Here is a 19,494-nt window from a genome sequence, read left to right as displayed (position 1 = left end):
ATTAGGGACAAACTAAAACAGGACCGCCCCAAAAGCGGTCCACACTATCGTGATCGTTAACGAACTGCCAGCCACTTCACCACGGCATCAAAGAAAGGACGCGCAGAAGCAGAACGTTCGTCATTTACCATCATGACGACAATATACCGCTTTCCGCTCGCTCCCAGCACGTAACCGGCCAGCGCACGGCTATCGCGCAGCGTGCCGGTTTTAAGGTGAGCGCGCCCTTGCACCTCGTCGTCCCGCAAGCGCGAACGCACGGTGCCATCGACACCGGAGATGGCAAAGGAGGAAATGTATTCAGGCATCCAGTTCGAGCGCCAGGCAACTTTCAGCATATCGGCCATGCCGCCTGCGGTGACTCGCGCATTGCGGGAAAGGCCCGAGCCGTTATCCACAGTCCAACCTGCCGTATTGACGCCCTGACGTCCCAGAATTCCCATCACGGCCCGTTCACCACTGGCGACCGTTGAACCGGGGCCATTCATTTCGGCGCCTACCGTCAACAGGATGGTCCGTGCCATCACGTTATTGCTTTGCTTATTAATAATGCGGATCAAGTCCGACAGAGACTGTGAGTCATGCCAGGTAATGGCTTGAGCGCGAGCAGGAACACGGCCTGCCTTGACATCCCGTGCCAGGGTGCCGCCCAAGTCGCGCCACAGGCCGCGAAATAACTTGTCGAAGTATTCAGTCTGGGAGTGCACCAGACGGTAAACGCTGAATTCCCCGCAGGACGCGGCCGCTTTGCCGCTAACGCGAATCACCATGCCGCCGGCTTCTGGCTGAATCTGTGTACCGACCACGGGTGAGCCGGGGCAGGTAGCGGTGGACCACTCCACTTCCCCTTGCACGCGAACACCGGGCAAAGGCGGGTCAACAATCGCAATCCATTTACGAGCCTGCGTATCCGGCTGGAATACCAGACGCGATGCCCCCAGGCCCACCATCATGGCGTCCGGGCTGGCGTTGTAGGGACGGTCGCCCGCATTGTCAAAATCACCGGGATTGATCGTTACGTTTCCGAAGATGGAACGATCCACCACAACTTCGGTCAGATTTTTCACCCCACGCAAGCGGAGCTCGCGCAACATGTCCCACAACTGCGGCACAGTCAGAAACGGATCGCCCCCAGCCTTAATATATAAAGGCCCTTTCAGGGTGCCTTGCTCATCCACCTGCAGGCCATTCTGGGCCATCAAAGTGGTGCGCCAGGTATATTCAGGCCCCAAAGCCGACAAGCCGGCCCAGGTGCTGACCAGCTTCATCACCGATGCGGGGTTACGCGGTTCCTGGGGATTGACCCCAATCAGACGAGAGCCGTCGGCTTCTTCCACCACGATGGACAGGGAAGACTGGGGCAAACGGCTGGAATTCCAGACCGAAGCCAGCTCGGGCGGCAAGGCCTGGGCCAGTGCCAGCGATGCTCCTTGCACCATCAGCAAGGCGGCCAAGGCCAGATGCTTGCAATGACTCAAAACAGGCTTTGCCTTTAAAACGCCCATGCCCTCGTCTCCAACAGATCAATTCAGGAAAGACCCAAGCATACCGAAAGAAAAACACTGCGGATATGGCCGTTTCAGCAATCTGGCGGCAAAGCGTTAAAATAGTCGGTTACCCCATCAGGCCCGGCCTTCTGACCAGCGGCCCTTTATGACAAACCATGAGCATCGACCCCTCTTTAACTATCGCCCAGTTCGACTACGAACTTCCATCCGATCTGATCGCTCAAAGCCCGCCTGCGCAGCGCCAGGGCAGCCGTTTGCTGCATCTGGATGCAGGCAGCCAACTCCATGATCGGCAATTTACCGACCTGCCCAGCCTGCTGCGCAAAGGTGACCTGCTGGTCTTTAACGATACCCGCGTCATCAAGGCGCGCCTTCATGGCCAAAAGAGCAGCGGCGGAAAAGTAGAAGTCCTGATTGAGCGCGTAACCGGCCCTGATACCGCTCTGGCCCATATTCGTGCCAGCAAGTCGCCCAAGCCGGGCACTCTGCTGGAGCTGGCGGATGGCCGCGTTCTGGCCGACTGCACGGGGCGTGACGATGCCTTGTTTGCACTGCGTTTTCACGAACCGGTGCTGGATATGCTGGAGCAATACGGCGCGACACCCCTGCCCCCCTATATCACTCACGCCGCAGACCAAGAAGACGAATCCCGCTATCAGACCGTCTATGCCCGCCACCCCGGCGCGGTAGCCGCTCCAACCGCTGGCTTGCACTTTACTGATGAAATGCTGGCTACCTTGCGTGAGCAAGGCGTGGATCAAGCCTTTGTCACCCTGCATGTGGGCGCAGGTACGTTCCAGCCTGTACGCGTGGACAATATCAGCGAACACGTCATGCATGCCGAGCGCTTCCATGTGCCCGCCGCAACCTTGGCCAAAATTGAAGCCACCCGCGCTGCCGGTGGGCGTGTGATTGCCGTGGGCACCACCAGCGTGCGTTCCCTGGAATCAGCCGCCAGCCAGGAGCCTGGCATCAGCCAGCGCTGCGCCGATGGCAGCATTGAAGGCGATACACGGCTGTTCATTACTCCGGGCTTCCAGTATCAGTGGGTCGACGCCCTGATCACCAATTTCCATTTGCCCCAGTCCACCTTGCTGATGCTGGTATCGGCCCTGGCTGGGATCGAACCTATACAACGTGCTTACCAGCACGCCGTCCAATCCCGGTATCGCTTCTTTAGTTATGGCGATGCTATGTTCATTGAGCCTCCTACCCCATGAGTGGACTGAAGTTTGACCTTTTAAGCACCGATGGCGCCGCGCGCCGTGGCCAGATCACCCTGAACCATGGTGTGGTGCAAACGCCCATTTTCATGCCGGTAGGCACCTATGGCAGCGTCAAGGCCATGATGCCGCACGAGTTGAAAGAAATTGGTTCTCAGATCATTTTGGGCAATACTTTTCACCTGTGGCTGCGTCCAGGCACCGAGGTCATGGACAAGTACCAGGGTCTGCATAACTTTATGCAATGGGACAAGCCCATCCTGACGGACTCGGGCGGTTTTCAGGTATTCAGCCTGAAAGGCATGCGCAAGATTACTGAAGAAGGCGTGAAATTCGCCTCCCCCATCACGGGCGAGCGTCTGTTTTTGACGCCGGAAGAGTCCATGCGCATCCAGTACTCCTTGAACTCGGATATTTCCATGGTGTTCGACGAGTGCACGCCCTATCTGATTGATGACCGTCCCGCCACGCATATCGAAGCGGCCCAGTCCATGCGCATGTCCCTGCGCTGGGCGCGCCGCTCCCGCGACGAATTCAAGAAGCTGGCCAACCCCAATGCCCTGTTTGGCATTGTGCAAGGCGGCATGTACGAGGATCTGCGCGACGAGTCCTTGGCCGGCCTGACCGACATCGGTTTTGAAGGCTATGCTATTGGCGGCCTGTCCGTGGGCGAGCCTAAAGAAGACATGATGCGCATTCTGGCGCACACCACGCCCAAGCTGCCTGCCAATGCCCCACGCTATTTGATGGGAGTTGGCACACCGGAAGATTTGGTGGAAGGTGTCAGCCAGGGGGTAGATATGTTTGACTGCGTCATGCCTACCCGCAATGCCCGCAATGGCTGGCTGTTCACCCGTTACGGCGACATCAAGATTCGCAATGCCCGTTATCGTGACGATACCCGCCCGCTGGACTCTGGCTGCCAGTGCCACACCTGCCAGAATTTCTCGCGCGGCTATCTGCATCATTTACAGCGCTCCAACGAAATTACCGGATCGCGTTTAAATACCCTGCATAACCTGCATTTTTATCTGCAGATCATGCAAGAGATGCGCGATGCCATCGAGCAAAAGCGTTTTTCCGCCTGGCGCGAACAATTTCACCAGGACCGGGCACGTGGCATTGATTGATACGCGGTTTGTGATACCGCAATAAAGTGCCGCTACAATACACCGTTAGTTTTTGACAACCCACACAAAAAAATCCTCAGGAGCCCCACATGTCCGTAGTTGACATTCTGACTCTCGTCCCCGCCCAGGTAGCTGGCGGCGACAACGCTTTGATGGGCATGCTGCCTATCATCTTGATGTTCGTTGTGCTGTACTTCTTGATGATTCGTCCTCAAATGAAGCGTCAGAAAGAACACCGTAATCTGGTGTCCAACCTGGCCAAAGGCGACGAAATCATCACTTCCGGCGGCCTGCTGGGCAAAGTCAGCAAAGTTCACGACAACTACCTAACCGTTGAAGTGGCCAATCTGACCGACAAGCCGGTCGAAGTTCTGGTCCAACGCGTGGCCGTAACGACTGTACTGCCCAAGGGCACCATCAAGTCGCTGTAATGCCTCCGACCCCGGACCTTGGTTCGGGGTTGCCATTTCTGCACCCGTCGTAGATACCCCATGAATCGTTATCCCATCTGGAAATATCTCATCGTATTGGTCGCGCTGGCGATCGGCCTGATCTATACGCTGCCCAATCTGTTTGGTGAGTCCCCTGCTGTCCAGGTCTCCAGCGCCAAATCCACGGTCCGGCTGGATACCAGCCTGATCAGCCATGTTGAAGAACTGCTCAAGCAAAACAATATTCCTACGACGGGTTCGTATTTTGAGCAAAACGGACCCAGCGCCACCGCGCGTTTTCGTTTTGAATCCACCGATGTTCAGCTGAAGGCCAAAGACCTGATTGAGCGCGACCTGAACCAGGACGCCAGCTCGCCAGACTACACCGTCGCCCTGAACCTGATGTCTGCTTCGCCCGCCTGGCTGACCGCCTTGGGCGCGAACCCCATGCATCTGGGCCTGGACTTGCGTGGTGGCGTGCACTTTCTGCTGCAAGTCGATATGCACGGAGCACTGACCTCCCGCTACGACTCCATGGTGGCGGATGCCCGCAGCGTCTTGCGCGAAGCCAAACTTCCCGTGGGCACCATCGAACGTGACGGCCAGTCCCTGCGCATGGCCTTTGCCTCGGAAAGCGAGCGCGATAGCGCCCAGTCCGAGCTGCGTCGTTCCATGCCGGACCTGACATTCACTCCAGCTGGCCCAAGCGGCCTGAATGCCCGCTTGACGGAAACAGCCACCATCCAGGTTCAGTCCAACGCGCTCAAGCAAAACATCACCACCTTACATAACCGAATCAACGAGCTGGGCGTGGCCGAGCCTGTGATTCAACAGCAAGGCTCTGACCGTATCGTGGTGCAGTTGCCAGGTGTGCAAGATGTGGCCAAGGCCAAGGAAATTCTGGGTCGTACTGCGACGCTGGAACTGCGCATGGTGGAAGACTCCCCAGCTGCCGTTGCCGCTCTGAACTCGGGCACCGTGCCTTTCGGTCTGGAGCGTTACACAGAACGAGGCGGCTCGCCCTTGTTGCTGCGCCGTCAGGTCATCCTGACCGGTGAAAACCTGCAAGACGCCCAGCCCGGCCGTGATTCGCAAACCCAGCAACCCACCGTCAACCTGACGTTGGACAACAAGGGTTCGCGTATTTTCCGTGACATCACCCGCAACAACATCAACAAACGCATGGCGATCGTGCTGTTTGAAAATGGCGTAGGTGAAGTGGTTACCGCTCCGGTTATCCGCAGCGAGATTCCTAACGGTCAAGTACAGATCAGTGGCAGCATGAACGCCCAGGAAGCAGCCGACATTTCCCTGCTGCTGCGCGCCGGTTCTCTGGCCGCCCCCATGAGCATCATTGAAGAGCGCACCATCGGCCCAAGCCTGGGTGCTGACAATATTCGCCAGGGCTTTAACGCCACGCTGTATGGCTTTATTGCAATTGCGATCTTCATCCTGCTGTACTACCACCTGATTGGCCTGTTCTCCACTATTGGCCTGACCTTTAACGTGCTCTTGCTGCTGGCTGTGCTGTCCATGCTGCAAGCCACGCTGACCCTGCCCGGTATTGCGGCTATCGCCTTGACGCTAGGTATGGCCATTGACGCCAACGTGCTGATCAACGAGCGTATTCGAGAAGAACTGCGCAATGGTGCTTCACCGCAGCAAGCCATTCACCTGGGTTTTGATCGTGCCTGGGCCACCATTTTCGACTCCAACTTGACCAGCTTGATTGTGGGTGTCGCTTTGCTGGCCTTCGGTTCCGGTCCTATCCGCGGTTTTGCGGTGGTACACGTGATCGGTATTCTGACCTCCATGTTCTCTTCAGTGGTTGGGGTTCGTGCCCTGGTCAATCTCTGGTATGGCAACCGCCGTCGCCTGCAGGGGATTTCCATTGGTCAGGTCTGGAAGCCACAGGACAAGAAGTAAAGCGCCGGGGCCGGTGCAAATCACCGGCCTGGCCCAACTACAGGCATAAAGCATCATGGAATTTTTTCGTATTCACCGCACCATCCCGTTCATGCGCCATGCATTGGTGCTGAACCTGATCAGTCTGCTCACTTTTGTCGCAGCGGTCGTTTTCATTATTGTGCGCGGCTTTCACCTGTCCATCGAATTTACCGGTGGCACAGTCATGGAAGTGCACTACCAGCAAACCGTGCAGGTCGAAGATGTGCGCGGCTCGGTCCAATCCCTGGGCTATACCGACTTTCAGGTACAGAACTTCGGGACCTCGCAGGACATCATGATCCGTCTGCCGGTGCTGGACGGTCAGGACTCTACCCAACAAAGCGAGCAAGTACTGCAAGCACTTAAACAGCAACATTCGGACGTAGAACTGCGCCGCGTGGAGTTTGTTGGCCCGCAGGTGGGGCAGGAGTTGCTACATAACGGCTTGATGGCCCTGGCCTTCGTGGTCGCGGGCATCGTGCTGTACCTGGGTTTTCGCTTCGAATGGAAGCTGGCGCTGGCTTGCGCGATCGCCAACTTGCACGACGTGGTAATTATTCTGGGCTTTTTCGCGTTCTTCCAGTGGGAGTTCTCTTTGTCGGTTCTGGCAGGGGTGCTGGCCGTACTGGGTTACTCAGTGAACGAATCCGTGGTGGTCATGGATCGTATCCGCGAGAACTTCCGCAAGCAGCGCAAAATGTCGGTGTCGGACATTATTGACCTGTCCATCACCCAGAACATCTCGCGTACCATCATCACCCACGGCTCGACTCAGATGATGGTGCTGTCGATTTTCTTCTTCGGTGGCCCAACACTGCACAACTTCTCGCTGGCACTGACCATCGGTATCTGGTTCGGTATTTACTCCTCCGTTTTCGTGGCCGCCGCCATCTCCATGTGGCTGGGTGTGAAGCGTGAAGATCTGGTCAAGCCGATCAAGAAAGACGAAGGCAGCGAAGTAGTAGAAGGCTAAGCGGTCTTCTGAAGCTGCTCGCAAAAAAGCCCGGTTTTGATGCCGGGCTTTTTTATTGCTTTGCGTAGTCTCACGATACAAGGCAGGTGTCTGTTCGGGGCTATGGGGAAGCAGATATCAATTTTCTTGAGGGGGCCGTAGCAGGTCGGTGGGCTGGTCTTTCGCCCGCGCTACGCACGGGTGCCCTAGTCAGAACACTGCTGCGGGCGGGTCGTGAACTCGGAGCGCGATTTGTCCCCCGGACAAACCGCAAGCGTGCTCCTCAAACAGCACGCCCCTTGTATCCCGCCCCAGTGCTCTGCCCGCGGCGTAAGCCCTGACCCGCCTTCCGACCTGCTACGGCCCCCTCAAGAAAACAAGAACGTCTTGCCACCAGTCTCTATAGCCGGCTCAGCAGCACATCTTTAAAGCCGATCACCGGCTGACCGAACAAATCCCGTATTTCTGTGCCAAGTTCAGTTGAGCAAGTTCTATATCAATTCAGCAGCAACACAGCAACACGCAGCATCGCATGTAGTGCTTAACTTGCTATTGCAGCACGACCTCATCCGGCCTCAAGGTCAATACCCTGACCCCGCTATCCGTCACCGCCACCGTATGTTCAAACTGAGCCGACAAACCGCCATCGCAGGTTCTCACTGTCCAACCATCCTTGCCCGTCTGTACTGCGTGGCCCTTCTGATTCAGCATGGGTTCAATTGTGAACACCATGCCCTCTTTCAACCTTAAGCCTGTACGCGGCGTACCCCAGTGCAGCACTTCCGGCGCTTCGTGCATTTCCCGCCCTATACCGTGCCCGCTATATTCACGCACCACCGAATAGCCGTTTTTCCGAGCATGCTGGGAAATCGCAAAACCTATATCTCCTAGCGTCGCCCCTGGGCGCACGGCTTGTATCCCTTTCCACATAGCCTGGTAGCAAGTCTTCACCAACTTGCGGCCAGCTGGGGCCACATCTCCCAACAGGTAGGTCTTGCTGGAGTCCGCGATATAGCCATTCTTTTCCAGCGTGATATCAAAATTCACGATATCGCCGTCTTTCAAGATATCGGTGTCCGAAGGCATGCCATGGCACACCACTTGGTTGGGTGACGAATTCAAGACATAGGCATAGCCGTACTGCCCTTTGCTGGCAGGTCTAGCCTGCAAGTCCTGCACAATAAAACGCTCGACCAGATCATTCACCTGCATGGTGGACATACCAATCAAGTGCAACTGATCCAGATGTGTAAATACCTGTGCCAACAGTCGTCCCGACTCAGCCATCAAGGCGATTTCGTCCGCCGTTTTGATCATGCAGACTCCAGCTGAACAATCGGCAACGCTGGCTCTCCCAAACCTGCCGCGCGTAGCTCACGGGCAACGATGTCGTTAAAACTTAAGGTGGGGTTCATTTCGCACAACATGCCCATGCGTATCCAGAAAGCCGCCTGCGCATTGATGGAACGGCAGGAGACCGTGCTCGCCTTGCGTAACTGGTCATGCAGTTGATCATCAATATTCACAATACCCATTTCACTACCTTTATATGATTCGTATATGGATCATATATTTTTCGGAAAGCTGAAACAAGAAAAAAATCAGCACCCGGCCCAGCTGCATTTTGAGCTCAGAGGCTGTCCATCATCGAAAAGGAACGTGGATCAAAGACGGCTTGCGGGCAACAGCTTCAGCAGATCCCTCGGCACTTTTTGTGGCTCTGTCTGAGGGCGGCGCTATAATGCTCGATTCACCATTTCAATAGCCCGCGGGATATACACCCGTCACGGCGCCTCATATGACCGACACCACACAAATCACTCCCGCCAGCGCGGATACTGCCGCCAAGCCTGCCCGCAAGCTCTTCATCCGCACATTTGGCTGTCAGATGAATGAGTACGACTCCGAAAAAATGGCCGATATCCTGAACCAGGACCGCCCCATAGAGTTGACGAGCAACCCCGAAGAAGCCGACATCATCCTGTTCAACACCTGTTCGGTGCGCGAAAAGGCGCAAGAAAAAGTGTTCTCGGACCTGGGTCGTGTACAGCACTTGAAAGCGCTCAATCCCGACCTGGTGATTGGTGTGGGCGGCTGCGTAGCCAGCCAGGAAGGCGACACCATCATTCGTCGTGCTCCTTATGTGGATGTCGTGTTTGGACCACAGACCCTGCACCGCCTGCCTGAACTGATCGTCAAGCGCCGCAATAGCGGCCGCTCGCAAGTGGATATCAGCTTTCCTGAAATCGAAAAGTTCGACGCCCTGCCCCCGGCACGCGTTGAAGGCTACTCCGCGTTTGTGTCCATCATGGAAGGCTGCAGCAAGTACTGCAGTTTCTGTGTCGTGCCCTATACCCGTGGCCCAGAAGTGTCGCGTCCGTTTGACGACGTGCTGATGGAAGTAGCTGACCTGGCCGACCAAGGAGTGCGCGAAGTCACGCTGCTGGGCCAGAACGTGAACGCCTACCGTGGCCCCACCGAGGTTGCCGGTGAAATTGCGGACTTTGCCATGCTGCTGGAATACGTACACGAGATTCCCGGCATCGAGCGCATTCGCTACACCACCTCGCACCCCAAGGAAATGACCTCGCGCCTGATCGCGGCCCATGGCAATCTGCCTAAGCTAGTGCCCTTTTTGCACCTGCCCGTGCAAGCCGGCAGCGACCGTATTCTGGCTGCAATGAAACGTGGCTACACTTCGCTGGAGTTCAAATCCATTGTGCGTCGCCTGCGCGAGGCCCGCCCGGATATCGTGCTGTCTTCGGACTTTATCGTCGGCTTTCCAGGTGAAACCGAAGAGGATTTCCAGAAAACACTGAAGCTGATCCGCGATGTGAATTTCGACCAGTCTTTCTCTTTTGTGTACTCCCGTCGTCCTGGTACTCCCGCTGCTGACCTGGAAGACAACTCCACCAAAGAAGAGAAGCTGGACCGCCTGCATCGCTTGCAAGCCCTGGTCAATGAACAGGCCCAGGCCATCAGCCAAGCCATGGTGGGCAGCGTGCAACGCATTCTGGTTGAAGGAACATCGCGTAAAGACGACACGGAATTGAAAGGCCGTACCGAAAATAACCGTATCATCAACTTCCCCGGTGACCACCGCTTGATCGGGCAAATCGTTGACGTGCACGTTACCCAGGTGCTGACCAATACTTTGCGCGGTGAAATAGTGACCCATGACCGGGTTGCAGGAGCCTGATATGAGTAGCCAACGCCGCCGCATGCCCACAGCCCTGCGCCTGGACGGGGACAATACCCATCTGGCCAACCTGTGCGGCCCTTTGGACGAGAACATCAAACAGATTGCCATCGCCTATAACGTCACCTTGCGTCGGCGTGGCAGTCATGTCTCGATTGAAGGCGAGCGCGCGGACGAGGCCGCCAAGGCTCTTGACTGGTTTCACTCCCGTGCAGTGCACCGGGCCCTGAATATCGACGATATTCAATTGGGTCTGGTGGAGCTGGGTGCCAGCCGCAGCCATGAAAAAGAGAAAAAAGCAGCCCCCCTGCCCGAGCTGCCCCCCGTCGATCAAGAAGAAATTACGCTGCGTACGGCCAAGCGCGATTTACGCCCCCGCACACCCGGTCAGCGTGAATACCTGCGCAGTATCCTGAATCACGACATCAACTTTGGCATAGGCCCAGCCGGTACCGGTAAAACCTGGTTGGCTGTCGCCTGCGCCATTGATGCTCTGGAGCGCGAGTCTGTTCAACGCTTGATTCTGACCCGACCTGCTGTTGAGGCCGGTGAACGGCTGGGCTTTTTACCCGGCGATCTGGCCCAAAAAGTTGATCCTTATCTGCGCCCGCTCTACGACGCTTTGTACGACCTGATGGGTGTGGAAAAGGTGCAGCGCCTGTTTGAGAAGCAAATCATTGAAATCGCGCCGCTGGCCTATATGCGTGGGCGTACGCTGAATCATGCTTTTGTGATTCTGGATGAGGCGCAGAACACGACGCCGGAACAGATGAAAATGTTTCTGACCCGTATCGGGTTTGGCAGCAAAGCCGTGATTACAGGCGACCCTACTCAGGTGGACCTACCCAAAGGGCAAGGCAGCGGCTTGAACCATGCCATCAAAGTGCTGGAAAACGTGCAGGGTATTTCCTGCTCGCGTTTCAGCAGCCGCGATGTGGTGCGCCACCCTCTGGTCGCGCGCATTGTGGACGCTTACGAGCGAGCTGCTGATGCCTGATCTGTCTTTAAGCGTCCAGTACGCCACTGACTGCCCCGAGCTAAGCCGCTCGCGCATTCGCCGCTGGATGCAACGCACCATTGATATGGCCGTTGAACGTATTCACCCCGAAGACCGCTTCACCGCCTTGGCCGCCACTTTGCGCATTGTGGATGCCGACGAAGGCCAAAGCCTGAACCTGAGCTACAGGGAAAAGGACTACGCCACGAACGTGCTGACCTTTGAGTACGGCCAGGATGAAGACGGTGTCGTCCACGGTGATATCGTGCTGTGCCTGCCTGTGCTGGAACGCGAGGCCAAGGAACAGGACAAGCCTTTTTTGCATCATGCCGCGCATCTGGTGGTGCATGGCTGTCTGCATTCTTTGGGCTACGACCACCTTGAAGAGGACGAAGCCCAGGATATGGAGGCGCTGGAAACGGCGGTGTTGGCCAGCCTGCGCATTCCCGATCCTTATCAGGAACGCTAGGACGCCAAAGCTGGCTTGCTAGTAAAACGAGCAAGCCAGAATGCTTTTATTCTTCTTACCCTTTCGCTCATTCCGGATCTTGACTGGTACATACCTTATCAGCATTTTTCGGTTATGCTTGACTCTCCCTTAACTCGTCCTTCGGACAATGTCAGACTCTGCTACCGACCCTGAGCCCCGCCCTTCTAAGGCCAGCTCAAACAACCCCATCTCTCGCTTAAGTGCTTTTTTTAATCGGCGTCACGAACCCGAAGATCGAGAAGACCTTAAGTCTGTCTTGGTTGCGGCCCACGCTCGCAAACTTATCGACGACGAATCTCTGTCCATGATCGCCGGAACGCTGGATATGGCCAGCAAAACCGTCGCCGATATCATGGTGCCGCGATCCAAAATCGATATGCTGGATATCGCCAAGCCCTTGACCGAGATGCTGCCCATCATTATTGAAACCGGGCATAGCCGCTTTCCGATCTACGAGACGGAGCGCGACAATATCATCGGTATTTTGCTGGCCAAGGACTTGCTGCTCTCGATTGCCAATCCGACACTGGATTTGCGCCCGCTGATTCGCCCTGCTGTCTTCATCCCCGAGACCAAGCGCCTGAACGTCTTGCTGCACGAGTTCCGTGGCAGCCGCAATCACATTGCGGTCGTCATTGATGAACACGGTGGGACAGCCGGTCTGGTGACGATGGAAGACGTGCTGGAACAAATCGTGGGCGACATCGAAGACGAATACGATGAAGACGCCGAGCAGACCATTTTCCAGGCTGGCCCTGACAGCTGGCGAGTAATGGCTCTGACCGAGATCCCCACCTTCAACGAAGAGTTCCAGACCAATTTGCCTAACGACGACTTTGACACGGTAGGCGGTTGGCTGGCATCCGAACTGGGGCATATCCCTCGCCGGGGCGATGTGGCCCAACTCGATGGCATCAGCATCACGGTTGTCCGTGCTGACGCCAAACGAGCACTTTGGTTGCACGTTCAGCGAGCTACCCCCGCCGAGCCCAATCTTGAACAATCCTGATTCCAGAAAACCCTTTCCCCAGGCGCTGAGCGTCGCTTTACTGCTTGCCCTGGGAGGCTTGCATGCCCTGTCGTTCTCCATTGGCCCTCTGCCATCCTGGGTTCTCCCCTTTTACCAAATCACCTTGCTGGCCATTGCCTGCTCGCAAATCATGGCTTCCCGGTCTGTGCGGCAAGCCTTTGGGCGTAGCTATCTGTTTGGTCTGGGTCACTTTGGGGTAGGGATTTATTGGCTGTACATCAGCATGCACCAATATGGGGGCATGCCGTCCTGGATGGCTGCTCTGGGTGTCTTGCTGCTGGCAGGTGCGCTGGCTTTGTTTCCTGCTCTGGCCTCGGCTGTTTGGCAGAAACTGCGCCCCAAGCACGAAAGTGATTCCTGGCTACCCCGATTGTTATTGTCTGCGGGTTGGGCTAGTTGCTGGGCGCTTAGTGAATGGCTACGTGGCAACCTGCTGACGGGCTTCCCTTGGCTCAATATCGGTTACGCACACGCCGAAGGCATGTTTACCGGCTGGGCACCCGTTATTGGCGTGTACGGTCTGGCTTGGCTGTCGGCCTTTAGTGCGGCTGTAATCGCCCAATTTGCAGCCTCTAAAGACAAAAACCAAAGCCCCTCCAGCGCCGTTGGCATTGGTATCGCCTTGGTTTTTGGCCTGATCGGAATTAGCCTGCCGCACATTGCCTGGGTTCAAGCGCACGGCGCGCCTTTTATCGCCCGCTTGGTACAAGGCAATGTGGATCAAAGCGCCAAATTTGGCCCTAATATGGCCGAAGGCATTGAGCGTTATTTTGAGCTGGCCAACCTGCCAGCCAAAACGCCAGAAGACGCACCCCGCTTGATTGTTTTGCCCGAAACGGTCATTCCTGTCTTGCAAAACCGACTGGAAACCAGCTTCTGGGAGCGCTGGACAGACTTGGCTCAGCGCCATGAAGCTGATCTGGTACTAGGCGTTCCGATGGATCGTGGCACGGTGGGCGGCAAACTGAGCTACACAAACAGCGCCTTGCTGATCAGCCCGGACACACAGCCACAAGACATTATTAACAGCACGGCCAGCTATTACGACAAACACCACCTAGTGCCATTTGGCGAATTTATTCCCACAGGCTTTCAGTGGTTTGTCGACATGATGAATATCCCGCTGGGTGATTTTCATCGTGGCGCTTTGCCGCAAGCCCCCTTCCAGATGGCAGAAGGGCGTATTGCGCCCAATATCTGCTACGAAGACGTATTTGGTGAAGAAATCATTCAGGCCGTAAAAGGCAGCCCCGATCAGGAAGGCGCCACCTTGCTGCTCAATATCAGCAATCTGGGCTGGTTTGGGGACTCCTGGGCTTTGAGCCAACACCTGCAAATCTCGCGGATGCGGGCTTTGGAGACGGGGCGTCCCATGTTGCGCGCCACCAATACGGGAATGACAGCAGCGATTGATCCGCGTGGCCGTATCCGCGCCGTTTTGCCGGCATTAACGCCCGGCGTGCTGGATGTGGAAGTGCAAGGAACGACCGGTTTGACGCCTTACGTTCGCTACGGCAACTGGCCTTTCTTGATCTGGGCCGGTCTGATCCTGCTGGTCTTTGCTTGGCGTTCACGCCGTCCAGACTAGAGACTGGCGTCCTATCCCAACTTAAAAAGTGGCGGGGTTTGCCTGAACAGACCCCGCTGCCAGCATTGGTGCTGCGCTAGGCTGCAATTGATCGGCAAAGCCTTCCGCTTGATCCCGATTCCAGGCCTTGCACCAATCCACAAACTGGTCGGCAGGTATCGGTGTAGAACACAGATAGCCTTGCATGAAGTCGCAGCCCGCATTGTTCAGCAAATCCAGTTGCTCATGGCTGGTAACCCCTTCAGCCACCACGCGTAAACCCAGCTTTTGCGCCATCACAATCATGGCTTGCGTCAGCACCAGATCTTCACTGCTCAAGGCCAGATTACGGATATAGCACTGATCGATCTTGAGCACATTGATGGAAAAGCGTTTCAGGTGGGAGAGAGACGAATAGCCAGTACCAAAATCGTCCAGAGCCACGCTCATGCCGTACTCACGCAAAGAACGCAATTGCTGCAAGGCCTGCCCCTGATCGTCCAAGAGCAAACGCTCTGTAATCTCCACCACCAAGGCATCACCTGGGATGCCTTGCTCCTGCAAGTACTCCACCCATTCGCGTGCGCAGGAGCCATTCAATTTGAACTGCGCCGGTGACACGTTCAGGCTGACTCTGAAACTGGGGTCCAACTCCTGCCGCAACATCATTGCCGCTTGAGCAGCTGTCTCGAACACCCACTCACCAATCAAGACGATCAGGCCGGAGTCCTCGGAAAACGGAATGAACTCCGAAGGAGGCACCAGACCCAGCTGCGGATGTTCCCAACGTATCAAAGCCTCGGCACGGGTCACCCGTCCGGTACGCAAATCCACAATAGGCTGGTAATAGAGCTGGAACTGTTTTTCGCTCAAGGCTTGCTGCAAGTCCTGAGAGAAGCGCAGACGCGCTTCGACAGCTTCGCTCATGGCAGGCAGGAAACGACAATATTGATTGCGGCCGCAGGCTTTGGCGGCGTACATGGCCATATCTGCATTCTTAAGCAGTTGCCCGGCGTCGTCGCCATCTTCGGGGAACAAGGTAATACCCACGCTGGCAGAGACGGATACCGAATTCTTGCCCAGTTGGAAAGGCTCTTCAATTGTGTCCAGCAGGCAGCGGCAGGTGCGCTCCACAATCGAGGTATCGCTGATATCGGACAGAATCACCGTGAATTCGTCTCCGCCGATGCGGGCCACGGTATCCGTTACCCGGACACAACGCTGCAAGCGCTGAGCCACTTCCTGCAGCAGCACATCACCTTTCTCATGCCCCAAAGAGTCGTTCACATCTTTGAAGAAATCCAGGTCCATGAAAATCAGTGCAAAGGGCAAGCCGGTGCGACGGGACTGCTCACGTGCCTGCTGCAAGCGGTCCTGAAACATCTGGCGATTAGGCAGGCCCGTCAGATGATCGTAGTGCGCCTGCTTCCACATTTGCGCTTCGCGTTTTTTATGGCTGGTAATGTCGGTGAACAAACCAATATGGCGGTACACCGTACCGTCCGGATTCCAGGCAGTGCTGATGGTCAAGCGCTCGGCAAAGTCTTCACCATTTTTACGGCGATTCCAGATATCCCCTTGCCAACGCCCGGTCTCGGAAATTTCACGCCACATCTTGCGATAAAACTCGTGATCCTGACGGCCAGAATTAAGAACGGACAGGGTGCGACCACGAACTTCGTCCAACTCATAGCCCGTAATGCGGCTAAATGCCGGGTTTGCATCCACCACATGACCGAAGCGGTCCGTTACCACGATGGCTTCGCAGGTGTTTTCATACACCACCGCCGCCAAACGGCCCGTTACTTCATTGCGCACTCGTGTGGTGATGTCCTGCACCACAGAAACCGTGGCGGTGCGCCCATTCATCTGAATGGGGATCGCACAAATTTCCACATCGATGGATTTTCCATCGTGACGCAATGCCCGCGTTTCATAACGCAAACTATTACCGCCAGAACGCGAATCCCGCACCACTTGAGTCAAAGAAGGAAATCGCGGCTGCAAAAATACTTGATCTACCGTTAAATCCTGCCGCAATTGCGCACGGCTATATCCCAATGTTTCAGCCAGCTTTTTGTTAACAAAATCGAAACGGCCGTCTCGGGATAAATAAACTCCCAGTAAAGGGTTGTGGCTCAAACTACGGCATATGGCATTAAGCTGCGACAAATTGCGTTGCTGAATAGAAAGCTGTGCATCGCGCTGTTGAATCTGCAAGCCGCAGTAATTCAAAATCTGGGACAGGTAGCGGGTCTCACTGGTCCCGGAACTGGTGCTTTTGGCGCGGAAATTCCCGCCAAAAAACGCGTTGGCCTGAGCGGTCAACTGTCGCAAAGGGTCGGCAGCCCAGGCGCGGAACATCAAGTAAGACAGGCACAAGGCAATCAGATCCAGCCCCAGCATGATGAAAACAGTCCACCTGTGCTGTGCCCGAATCCCCTCGCGCTTGGCGTCAAAGGCATCCAGTAGCTGCTGAGTATTGTGTCGAAACAGGGAGTCTTCCGCATTCAAGCTAGCGGCAGGCAACAGGACTTGCTCAGAGCTGGCGGGAAAATCCAGGCGCATCAAGCGCCGCTGCCACTCATTACTTAATTGAGCAACCAGCCCCAGCAAGGGTTTTTCCAGGGGCGTGAGCATCACACCATCGACCATGCCGCCATCGTTGAGTAACTGCACGACGCCTTGGAACTGCTGATCCAATTGGCGCAAACGGGTGGGAGTGGAGCTGGAGGGGGCGGCCAAAGCCATCGAATAGCTGATATCAGACAGCTGACGCAGCAAGCCGCTACTGGCTTGCAGTCGAATTTCTGCCTGGTTTTGCTTGTAAATGACAGTAACCGTTGCCGAGATCAGCAACAGCCAGGCCACAAGCACCCAGATCAGCAAAGCACCTAAACTGATTCGTCTTTGTGCATCCACTGGAACAGGCAGAGGTGATGATATGCACTGCTTTGCTGACATAGCGCCAATAAACAAAAAAATGCAGGCTAAGGAATGGCCTACAAAACGTAATTATTGCAGGTGAATTGTTACTCAAGGAAGCATACCATCATTAGATTACGGGACAGCGCAAATTTCACATAAACCCTGAGTTTGTGCGCCTAAGAGAAGAATGAGGCCGTTTTATAGAGTACAAAAAAACGACGGAAGCACTTGGAATCATCACGTTTCCTTAAGGAAAAAGTGAAACTTTGTGACACAAAGAAGAAACAAAAGTCCGTATAAAACAAAAAGATACATGCGCCTATACGTACTCTGCCGTACTGTTTCAGAGGCGCTTAGCTACCGGTGACAGGGCTGCCAGCAGCGTGGCCACCCCACTACCCGGAAAGCTCAGTACGACTTTTTTCGCATTATTTTGCATTTCTTGCTTAAAACACTTGCGCAAACTTAAAAACGCCTTCATAATCTCAATTCTTCGTTGGTGGTCAACAAAAAAGAACACCGAAATGGGGGTATAGCTCAGCTGGGAGAGCGCTTGCATGGCATGCAAGAGGTCAGCGGTTCGATCCCGCTTACCTCCACCAAAAAACGAAGATTAGTTGTAAGTCCTGTCCCCTTCGTCTAGAGGCCTAGGACACCACCCTTTCACGGTGGGTACAGGGGTTCGAATCCCCTAGGGGACGCCAAAGCTTTTGCTTGGCAACCGCTGCGGAGCGGTAGTTCAGTTGGTTAGAATACCGGCCTGTCACGCCGGGGGTCGCGGGTTCGAGTCCCGTCCGCTCCGCCAAAAGATTTTAAAGAATCAGTGTTTAACTGGTTTTTAGCAGTTTGAAGTGGCAAGCCTCGTCAAGCCTGACACTTATTTCAGCACTTTGGTGTTTTGACGCAGTCAAAATACGAAGTAATGAAAAATGGGGGTATAGCTCAGCTGGGAGAGCGCTTGCATGGCATGCAAGAGGTCAGCGGTTCGATCCCGCTTACCTCCACCAAAACGACGATTTAGTTGTAAAGTCCTGTCCCCTTCGTCTAGAGGCCTAGGACACCACCCTTTCACGGTGGGTACAGGGGTTCGAATCCCCTAGGGGACGCCAAAGCTTTTGCTTGGCAACCGCTGCGGAGCGGTAGTTCAGTTGGTTAGAATACCGGCCTGTCACGCCGGGGGTCGCGGGTTCGAGTCCCGTCCGCTCCGCCAAAAGATTCAAAAAGCCTGATAGATTCCGATCTGTCAGGCTTTTTTCATTCCAGCTCATAAAATAATCAAAACCAGAGCTATCACAGATGAAGCCTCCAGGCTCCACTGCCTTCCTCTAGCTTTCAATTCCCCTCGCAAGCCTTCTGCCCTGGCCTACCGGGCACCCAAGCTAGCTATTTTCCCGACTAGACGCTCAATTCTCTTGCCCCCGAACGGCAAGGAAGTTAATGTATTGCGTTATCGTTACTTCAATATTCAACTTTTATGCCAGCCAGCACCATAGGCCAGCGCGGTCCGACCGAGCATCATCGCCGTGAACAAATCATTGCGCAGGCCAATACCCATTTTCGGCTGTATGGATACCGCAAGACGTCGGTCGCTAGCCTGGCCAAAGCTATAGGCGTATCCAGCGCGTATCTGTATCGTTTTTTCGATTCCAAGCAAGCCATAGGCCAAGCAATCTGCCATTCGATTCTGAAAGGCATGCATATGCAATTGCAAGAACTGGTCGAGAGCGATCTGCCACCCATCGAGCGTCTGCGCCAATTCATTGAAACCGCCTGCACACTAAGCCTGGAGCTGTTCCTGCAGGAAGGCCGTATGCAAGAGGTCGTGATTGAAGCCTTGCAAAATGACTGGTCAACGGTGGATCAACACAGACAGGACCTGCTGGTACAAATCACGGTGCTCTTGCGCGCTGGCCGGGAAAGCGGTGACTTCGAACGCCGCACCCCGGTAGATGATGTTGCCCATGGGATTTTGCTGGCTTTAACGCCCTGCCTGCATCCGGTTCTGCTGGAGATGCACCCGCCCGAGAAAACCCGCCAAAGTTTGCAGTTGGTGACGCAATTGGTTTTGCGTAGCCTGATGCCCTGAAGATCT

At 55.4% G+C, this 19,494-nt stretch carries 16 protein-coding genes and 6 tRNA genes; 17 read left to right on the top strand and 5 right to left on the bottom strand.

The window, feature by feature from the left end:
• Positions 1 to 56 precede the first annotated feature (56 nt).
• Positions 57 to 1,505, bottom strand: coding sequence for a D-alanyl-D-alanine carboxypeptidase/D-alanyl-D-alanine endopeptidase (gene dacB / locus AC1RSM_RS10810; RefSeq protein ID WP_492932347.1), 1,449 nt, complete (start codon positions 1,503 to 1,505; stop codon positions 57 to 59).
• Positions 1,506 to 1,663: 158 nt separating this feature from the next.
• Between dacB and queA the strand changes: the two genes are divergently transcribed.
• The 5 genes from queA (at position 1,664) to secF (ending at position 7,212) form a co-directional block, all read left to right on the top strand.
• Positions 1,664 to 2,728, top strand: a complete 1,065-nt coding sequence (gene queA / locus AC1RSM_RS10805) for a tRNA preQ1(34) S-adenosylmethionine ribosyltransferase-isomerase QueA (RefSeq protein ID WP_492932345.1) — start codon at positions 1,664 to 1,666, stop codon at positions 2,726 to 2,728.
• Positions 2,725 to 3,861, top strand: a complete 1,137-nt coding sequence (gene tgt, locus AC1RSM_RS10800) for a tRNA guanosine(34) transglycosylase Tgt (RefSeq protein ID WP_492932343.1) — start codon at positions 2,725 to 2,727, stop codon at positions 3,859 to 3,861. Before queA ends, tgt begins: the two co-directional genes overlap by 4 nt.
• 89 nt (positions 3,862 to 3,950) lie before the next feature.
• Positions 3,951 to 4,292, top strand: a complete 342-nt coding sequence (yajC, locus tag AC1RSM_RS10795; protein WP_492932341.1) for a preprotein translocase subunit YajC — start codon at positions 3,951 to 3,953, stop codon at positions 4,290 to 4,292.
• Between the two features lie 60 nt (positions 4,293 to 4,352).
• Complete coding sequence (gene secD / locus AC1RSM_RS10790) at positions 4,353 to 6,218, top strand: protein translocase subunit SecD (RefSeq protein ID WP_492932339.1); 1,866 nt, start codon at positions 4,353 to 4,355, stop codon at positions 6,216 to 6,218.
• Positions 6,219 to 6,273: 55 nt separating this feature from the next.
• Positions 6,274 to 7,212 carry a protein translocase subunit SecF gene (gene secF, locus AC1RSM_RS10785; protein WP_492932337.1) on the top strand — a complete coding sequence of 313 codons (939 nt, stop codon included), beginning with the start codon at positions 6,274 to 6,276 and terminating at the stop codon, positions 7,210 to 7,212.
• Positions 7,213 to 7,740: 528 nt separating this feature from the next.
• Here secF and map read toward each other — a convergent pair.
• Positions 7,741 to 8,508, bottom strand: coding sequence for a type I methionyl aminopeptidase (gene map, locus AC1RSM_RS10780; protein WP_492932335.1), 768 nt, complete (start codon positions 8,506 to 8,508; stop codon positions 7,741 to 7,743).
• On the bottom strand, positions 8,505 to 8,726 hold the full coding sequence (locus AC1RSM_RS10775; protein ID WP_492932333.1) for a ParD-like family protein: 222 nt from the start codon (positions 8,724 to 8,726) through the stop codon (positions 8,505 to 8,507). Before AC1RSM_RS10775 ends, map begins: the two co-directional genes overlap by 4 nt.
• Positions 8,727 to 8,989: 263 nt before the next feature.
• On the opposite strand from AC1RSM_RS10775, the gene miaB reads away from it, so the two are divergent.
• From miaB to lnt, 5 genes are all read left to right on the top strand, one after another.
• Positions 8,990 to 10,390, top strand: coding sequence for a tRNA (N6-isopentenyl adenosine(37)-C2)-methylthiotransferase MiaB (gene miaB / locus AC1RSM_RS10770; RefSeq protein WP_492932331.1), 1,401 nt, complete (start codon positions 8,990 to 8,992; stop codon positions 10,388 to 10,390).
• A gap of 1 nt (position 10,391) precedes the next feature.
• Complete coding sequence (locus tag AC1RSM_RS10765; RefSeq protein ID WP_492932330.1) at positions 10,392 to 11,387, top strand: PhoH family protein; 996 nt, start codon at positions 10,392 to 10,394, stop codon at positions 11,385 to 11,387.
• Positions 11,380 to 11,856, top strand: a complete 477-nt coding sequence (ybeY, locus tag AC1RSM_RS10760; RefSeq protein WP_492932328.1) for an rRNA maturation RNase YbeY — start codon at positions 11,380 to 11,382, stop codon at positions 11,854 to 11,856. Before AC1RSM_RS10765 ends, ybeY begins: the two co-directional genes overlap by 8 nt.
• A gap of 148 nt (positions 11,857 to 12,004) precedes the next feature.
• Positions 12,005 to 12,886: a CorC family transporter gene (locus AC1RSM_RS10755; protein ID WP_492932326.1), complete on the top strand. Its 882-nt coding sequence runs from the start codon at positions 12,005 to 12,007 to the stop codon at positions 12,884 to 12,886.
• Positions 12,873 to 14,495 (top strand): apolipoprotein N-acyltransferase, encoded by a 1,623-nt coding sequence (gene lnt / locus AC1RSM_RS10750; protein WP_492932324.1) that lies wholly within the window; start codon positions 12,873 to 12,875, stop codon positions 14,493 to 14,495. Before AC1RSM_RS10755 ends, lnt begins: the two co-directional genes overlap by 14 nt.
• A 21-nt stretch (positions 14,496 to 14,516) precedes the next feature.
• Here the strand turns inward: lnt and AC1RSM_RS10745 are convergent, their stop codons facing one another.
• Positions 14,517 to 17,396 carry an EAL domain-containing protein gene (locus AC1RSM_RS10745; protein ID WP_492932323.1) on the bottom strand — a complete coding sequence of 960 codons (2,880 nt, stop codon included), beginning with the start codon at positions 17,394 to 17,396 and terminating at the stop codon, positions 14,517 to 14,519.
• Positions 17,397 to 17,745: 349 nt separating this feature from the next.
• Positions 17,746 to 17,961 carry a hypothetical protein gene (locus AC1RSM_RS10740; RefSeq protein ID WP_492932321.1) on the bottom strand — a complete coding sequence of 72 codons (216 nt, stop codon included), beginning with the start codon at positions 17,959 to 17,961 and terminating at the stop codon, positions 17,746 to 17,748.
• On the opposite strand from AC1RSM_RS10740, the gene AC1RSM_RS10735 reads away from it, so the two are divergent.
• The 7 genes from AC1RSM_RS10735 (at position 17,929) to AC1RSM_RS10705 (ending at position 19,488) form a co-directional block, all read left to right on the top strand.
• A tRNA-Ala gene (locus AC1RSM_RS10735) sits at positions 17,929 to 18,004 on the top strand. The two genes, AC1RSM_RS10740 and AC1RSM_RS10735, sit on opposite strands and share 33 nt — an antisense overlap.
• Before the next feature lie 26 nt (positions 18,005 to 18,030).
• Positions 18,031 to 18,106 (top strand) — tRNA-Glu (locus AC1RSM_RS10730).
• A 24-nt stretch (positions 18,107 to 18,130) separates the two neighbouring features.
• Positions 18,131 to 18,207: transfer RNA gene (locus tag AC1RSM_RS10725), tRNA-Asp, on the top strand.
• 126 nt (positions 18,208 to 18,333) lie between these two features.
• Positions 18,334 to 18,409 (top strand) — tRNA-Ala (locus AC1RSM_RS10720).
• Positions 18,410 to 18,435: 26 nt separating this feature from the next.
• Positions 18,436 to 18,511 (top strand) — tRNA-Glu (locus AC1RSM_RS10715).
• A 24-nt stretch (positions 18,512 to 18,535) separates the two neighbouring features.
• Positions 18,536 to 18,612, top strand: a tRNA-Asp gene (locus AC1RSM_RS10710).
• 264 nt (positions 18,613 to 18,876) lie between these two features.
• Positions 18,877 to 19,488: a TetR/AcrR family transcriptional regulator gene (locus AC1RSM_RS10705; protein WP_492932320.1), complete on the top strand. Its 612-nt coding sequence runs from the start codon at positions 18,877 to 18,879 to the stop codon at positions 19,486 to 19,488.
• Positions 19,489 to 19,494 lie beyond the last annotated feature (6 nt).

Source organism: Alcaligenes sp. GW821-FHT11D07, from assembly GCF_058808495.1.
The sequence above is the reverse complement of the archived record's forward strand: the minus strand, read 5'-3'. Positions and strand labels throughout refer to the sequence as shown.

Excerpts from the sequence above, each read along its gene's own strand:
- yajC (WP_492932341.1), top strand. The coding sequence starts at position 3,951 with ATGTCCGTAGTTGACATTCTGACTCTCGTCCCCGCCCAGGTAGCTGGC.
- queA (WP_492932345.1), top strand. The coding sequence starts at position 1,664 with ATGAGCATCGACCCCTCTTTAACTATCGCCCAGTTCGACTACGAACTT.
- miaB (WP_492932331.1), top strand. The coding sequence starts at position 8,990 with ATGACCGACACCACACAAATCACTCCCGCCAGCGCGGATACTGCCGCC.
- AC1RSM_RS10740 (WP_492932321.1), bottom strand. The coding sequence starts at position 17,961 with ATGCAAGCGCTCTCCCAGCTGAGCTATACCCCCATTTCGGTGTTCTTT.
- dacB (WP_492932347.1), bottom strand. The coding sequence starts at position 1,505 with ATGGGCGTTTTAAAGGCAAAGCCTGTTTTGAGTCATTGCAAGCATCTG.
- AC1RSM_RS10775 (WP_492932333.1), bottom strand. The coding sequence starts at position 8,726 with ATGGGTATTGTGAATATTGATGATCAACTGCATGACCAGTTACGCAAG.
- AC1RSM_RS10765 (WP_492932330.1), top strand. The coding sequence starts at position 10,392 with ATGAGTAGCCAACGCCGCCGCATGCCCACAGCCCTGCGCCTGGACGGG.
- secD (WP_492932339.1), top strand. The coding sequence starts at position 4,353 with ATGAATCGTTATCCCATCTGGAAATATCTCATCGTATTGGTCGCGCTG.
- map (WP_492932335.1), bottom strand. The coding sequence starts at position 8,508 with ATGATCAAAACGGCGGACGAAATCGCCTTGATGGCTGAGTCGGGACGA.
- AC1RSM_RS10755 (WP_492932326.1), top strand. The coding sequence starts at position 12,005 with ATGTCAGACTCTGCTACCGACCCTGAGCCCCGCCCTTCTAAGGCCAGC.
- secF (WP_492932337.1), top strand. The coding sequence starts at position 6,274 with ATGGAATTTTTTCGTATTCACCGCACCATCCCGTTCATGCGCCATGCA.
- AC1RSM_RS10705 (WP_492932320.1), top strand. The coding sequence starts at position 18,877 with ATGCCAGCCAGCACCATAGGCCAGCGCGGTCCGACCGAGCATCATCGC.
- tgt (WP_492932343.1), top strand. The coding sequence starts at position 2,725 with ATGAGTGGACTGAAGTTTGACCTTTTAAGCACCGATGGCGCCGCGCGC.
- ybeY (WP_492932328.1), top strand. The coding sequence starts at position 11,380 with ATGCCTGATCTGTCTTTAAGCGTCCAGTACGCCACTGACTGCCCCGAG.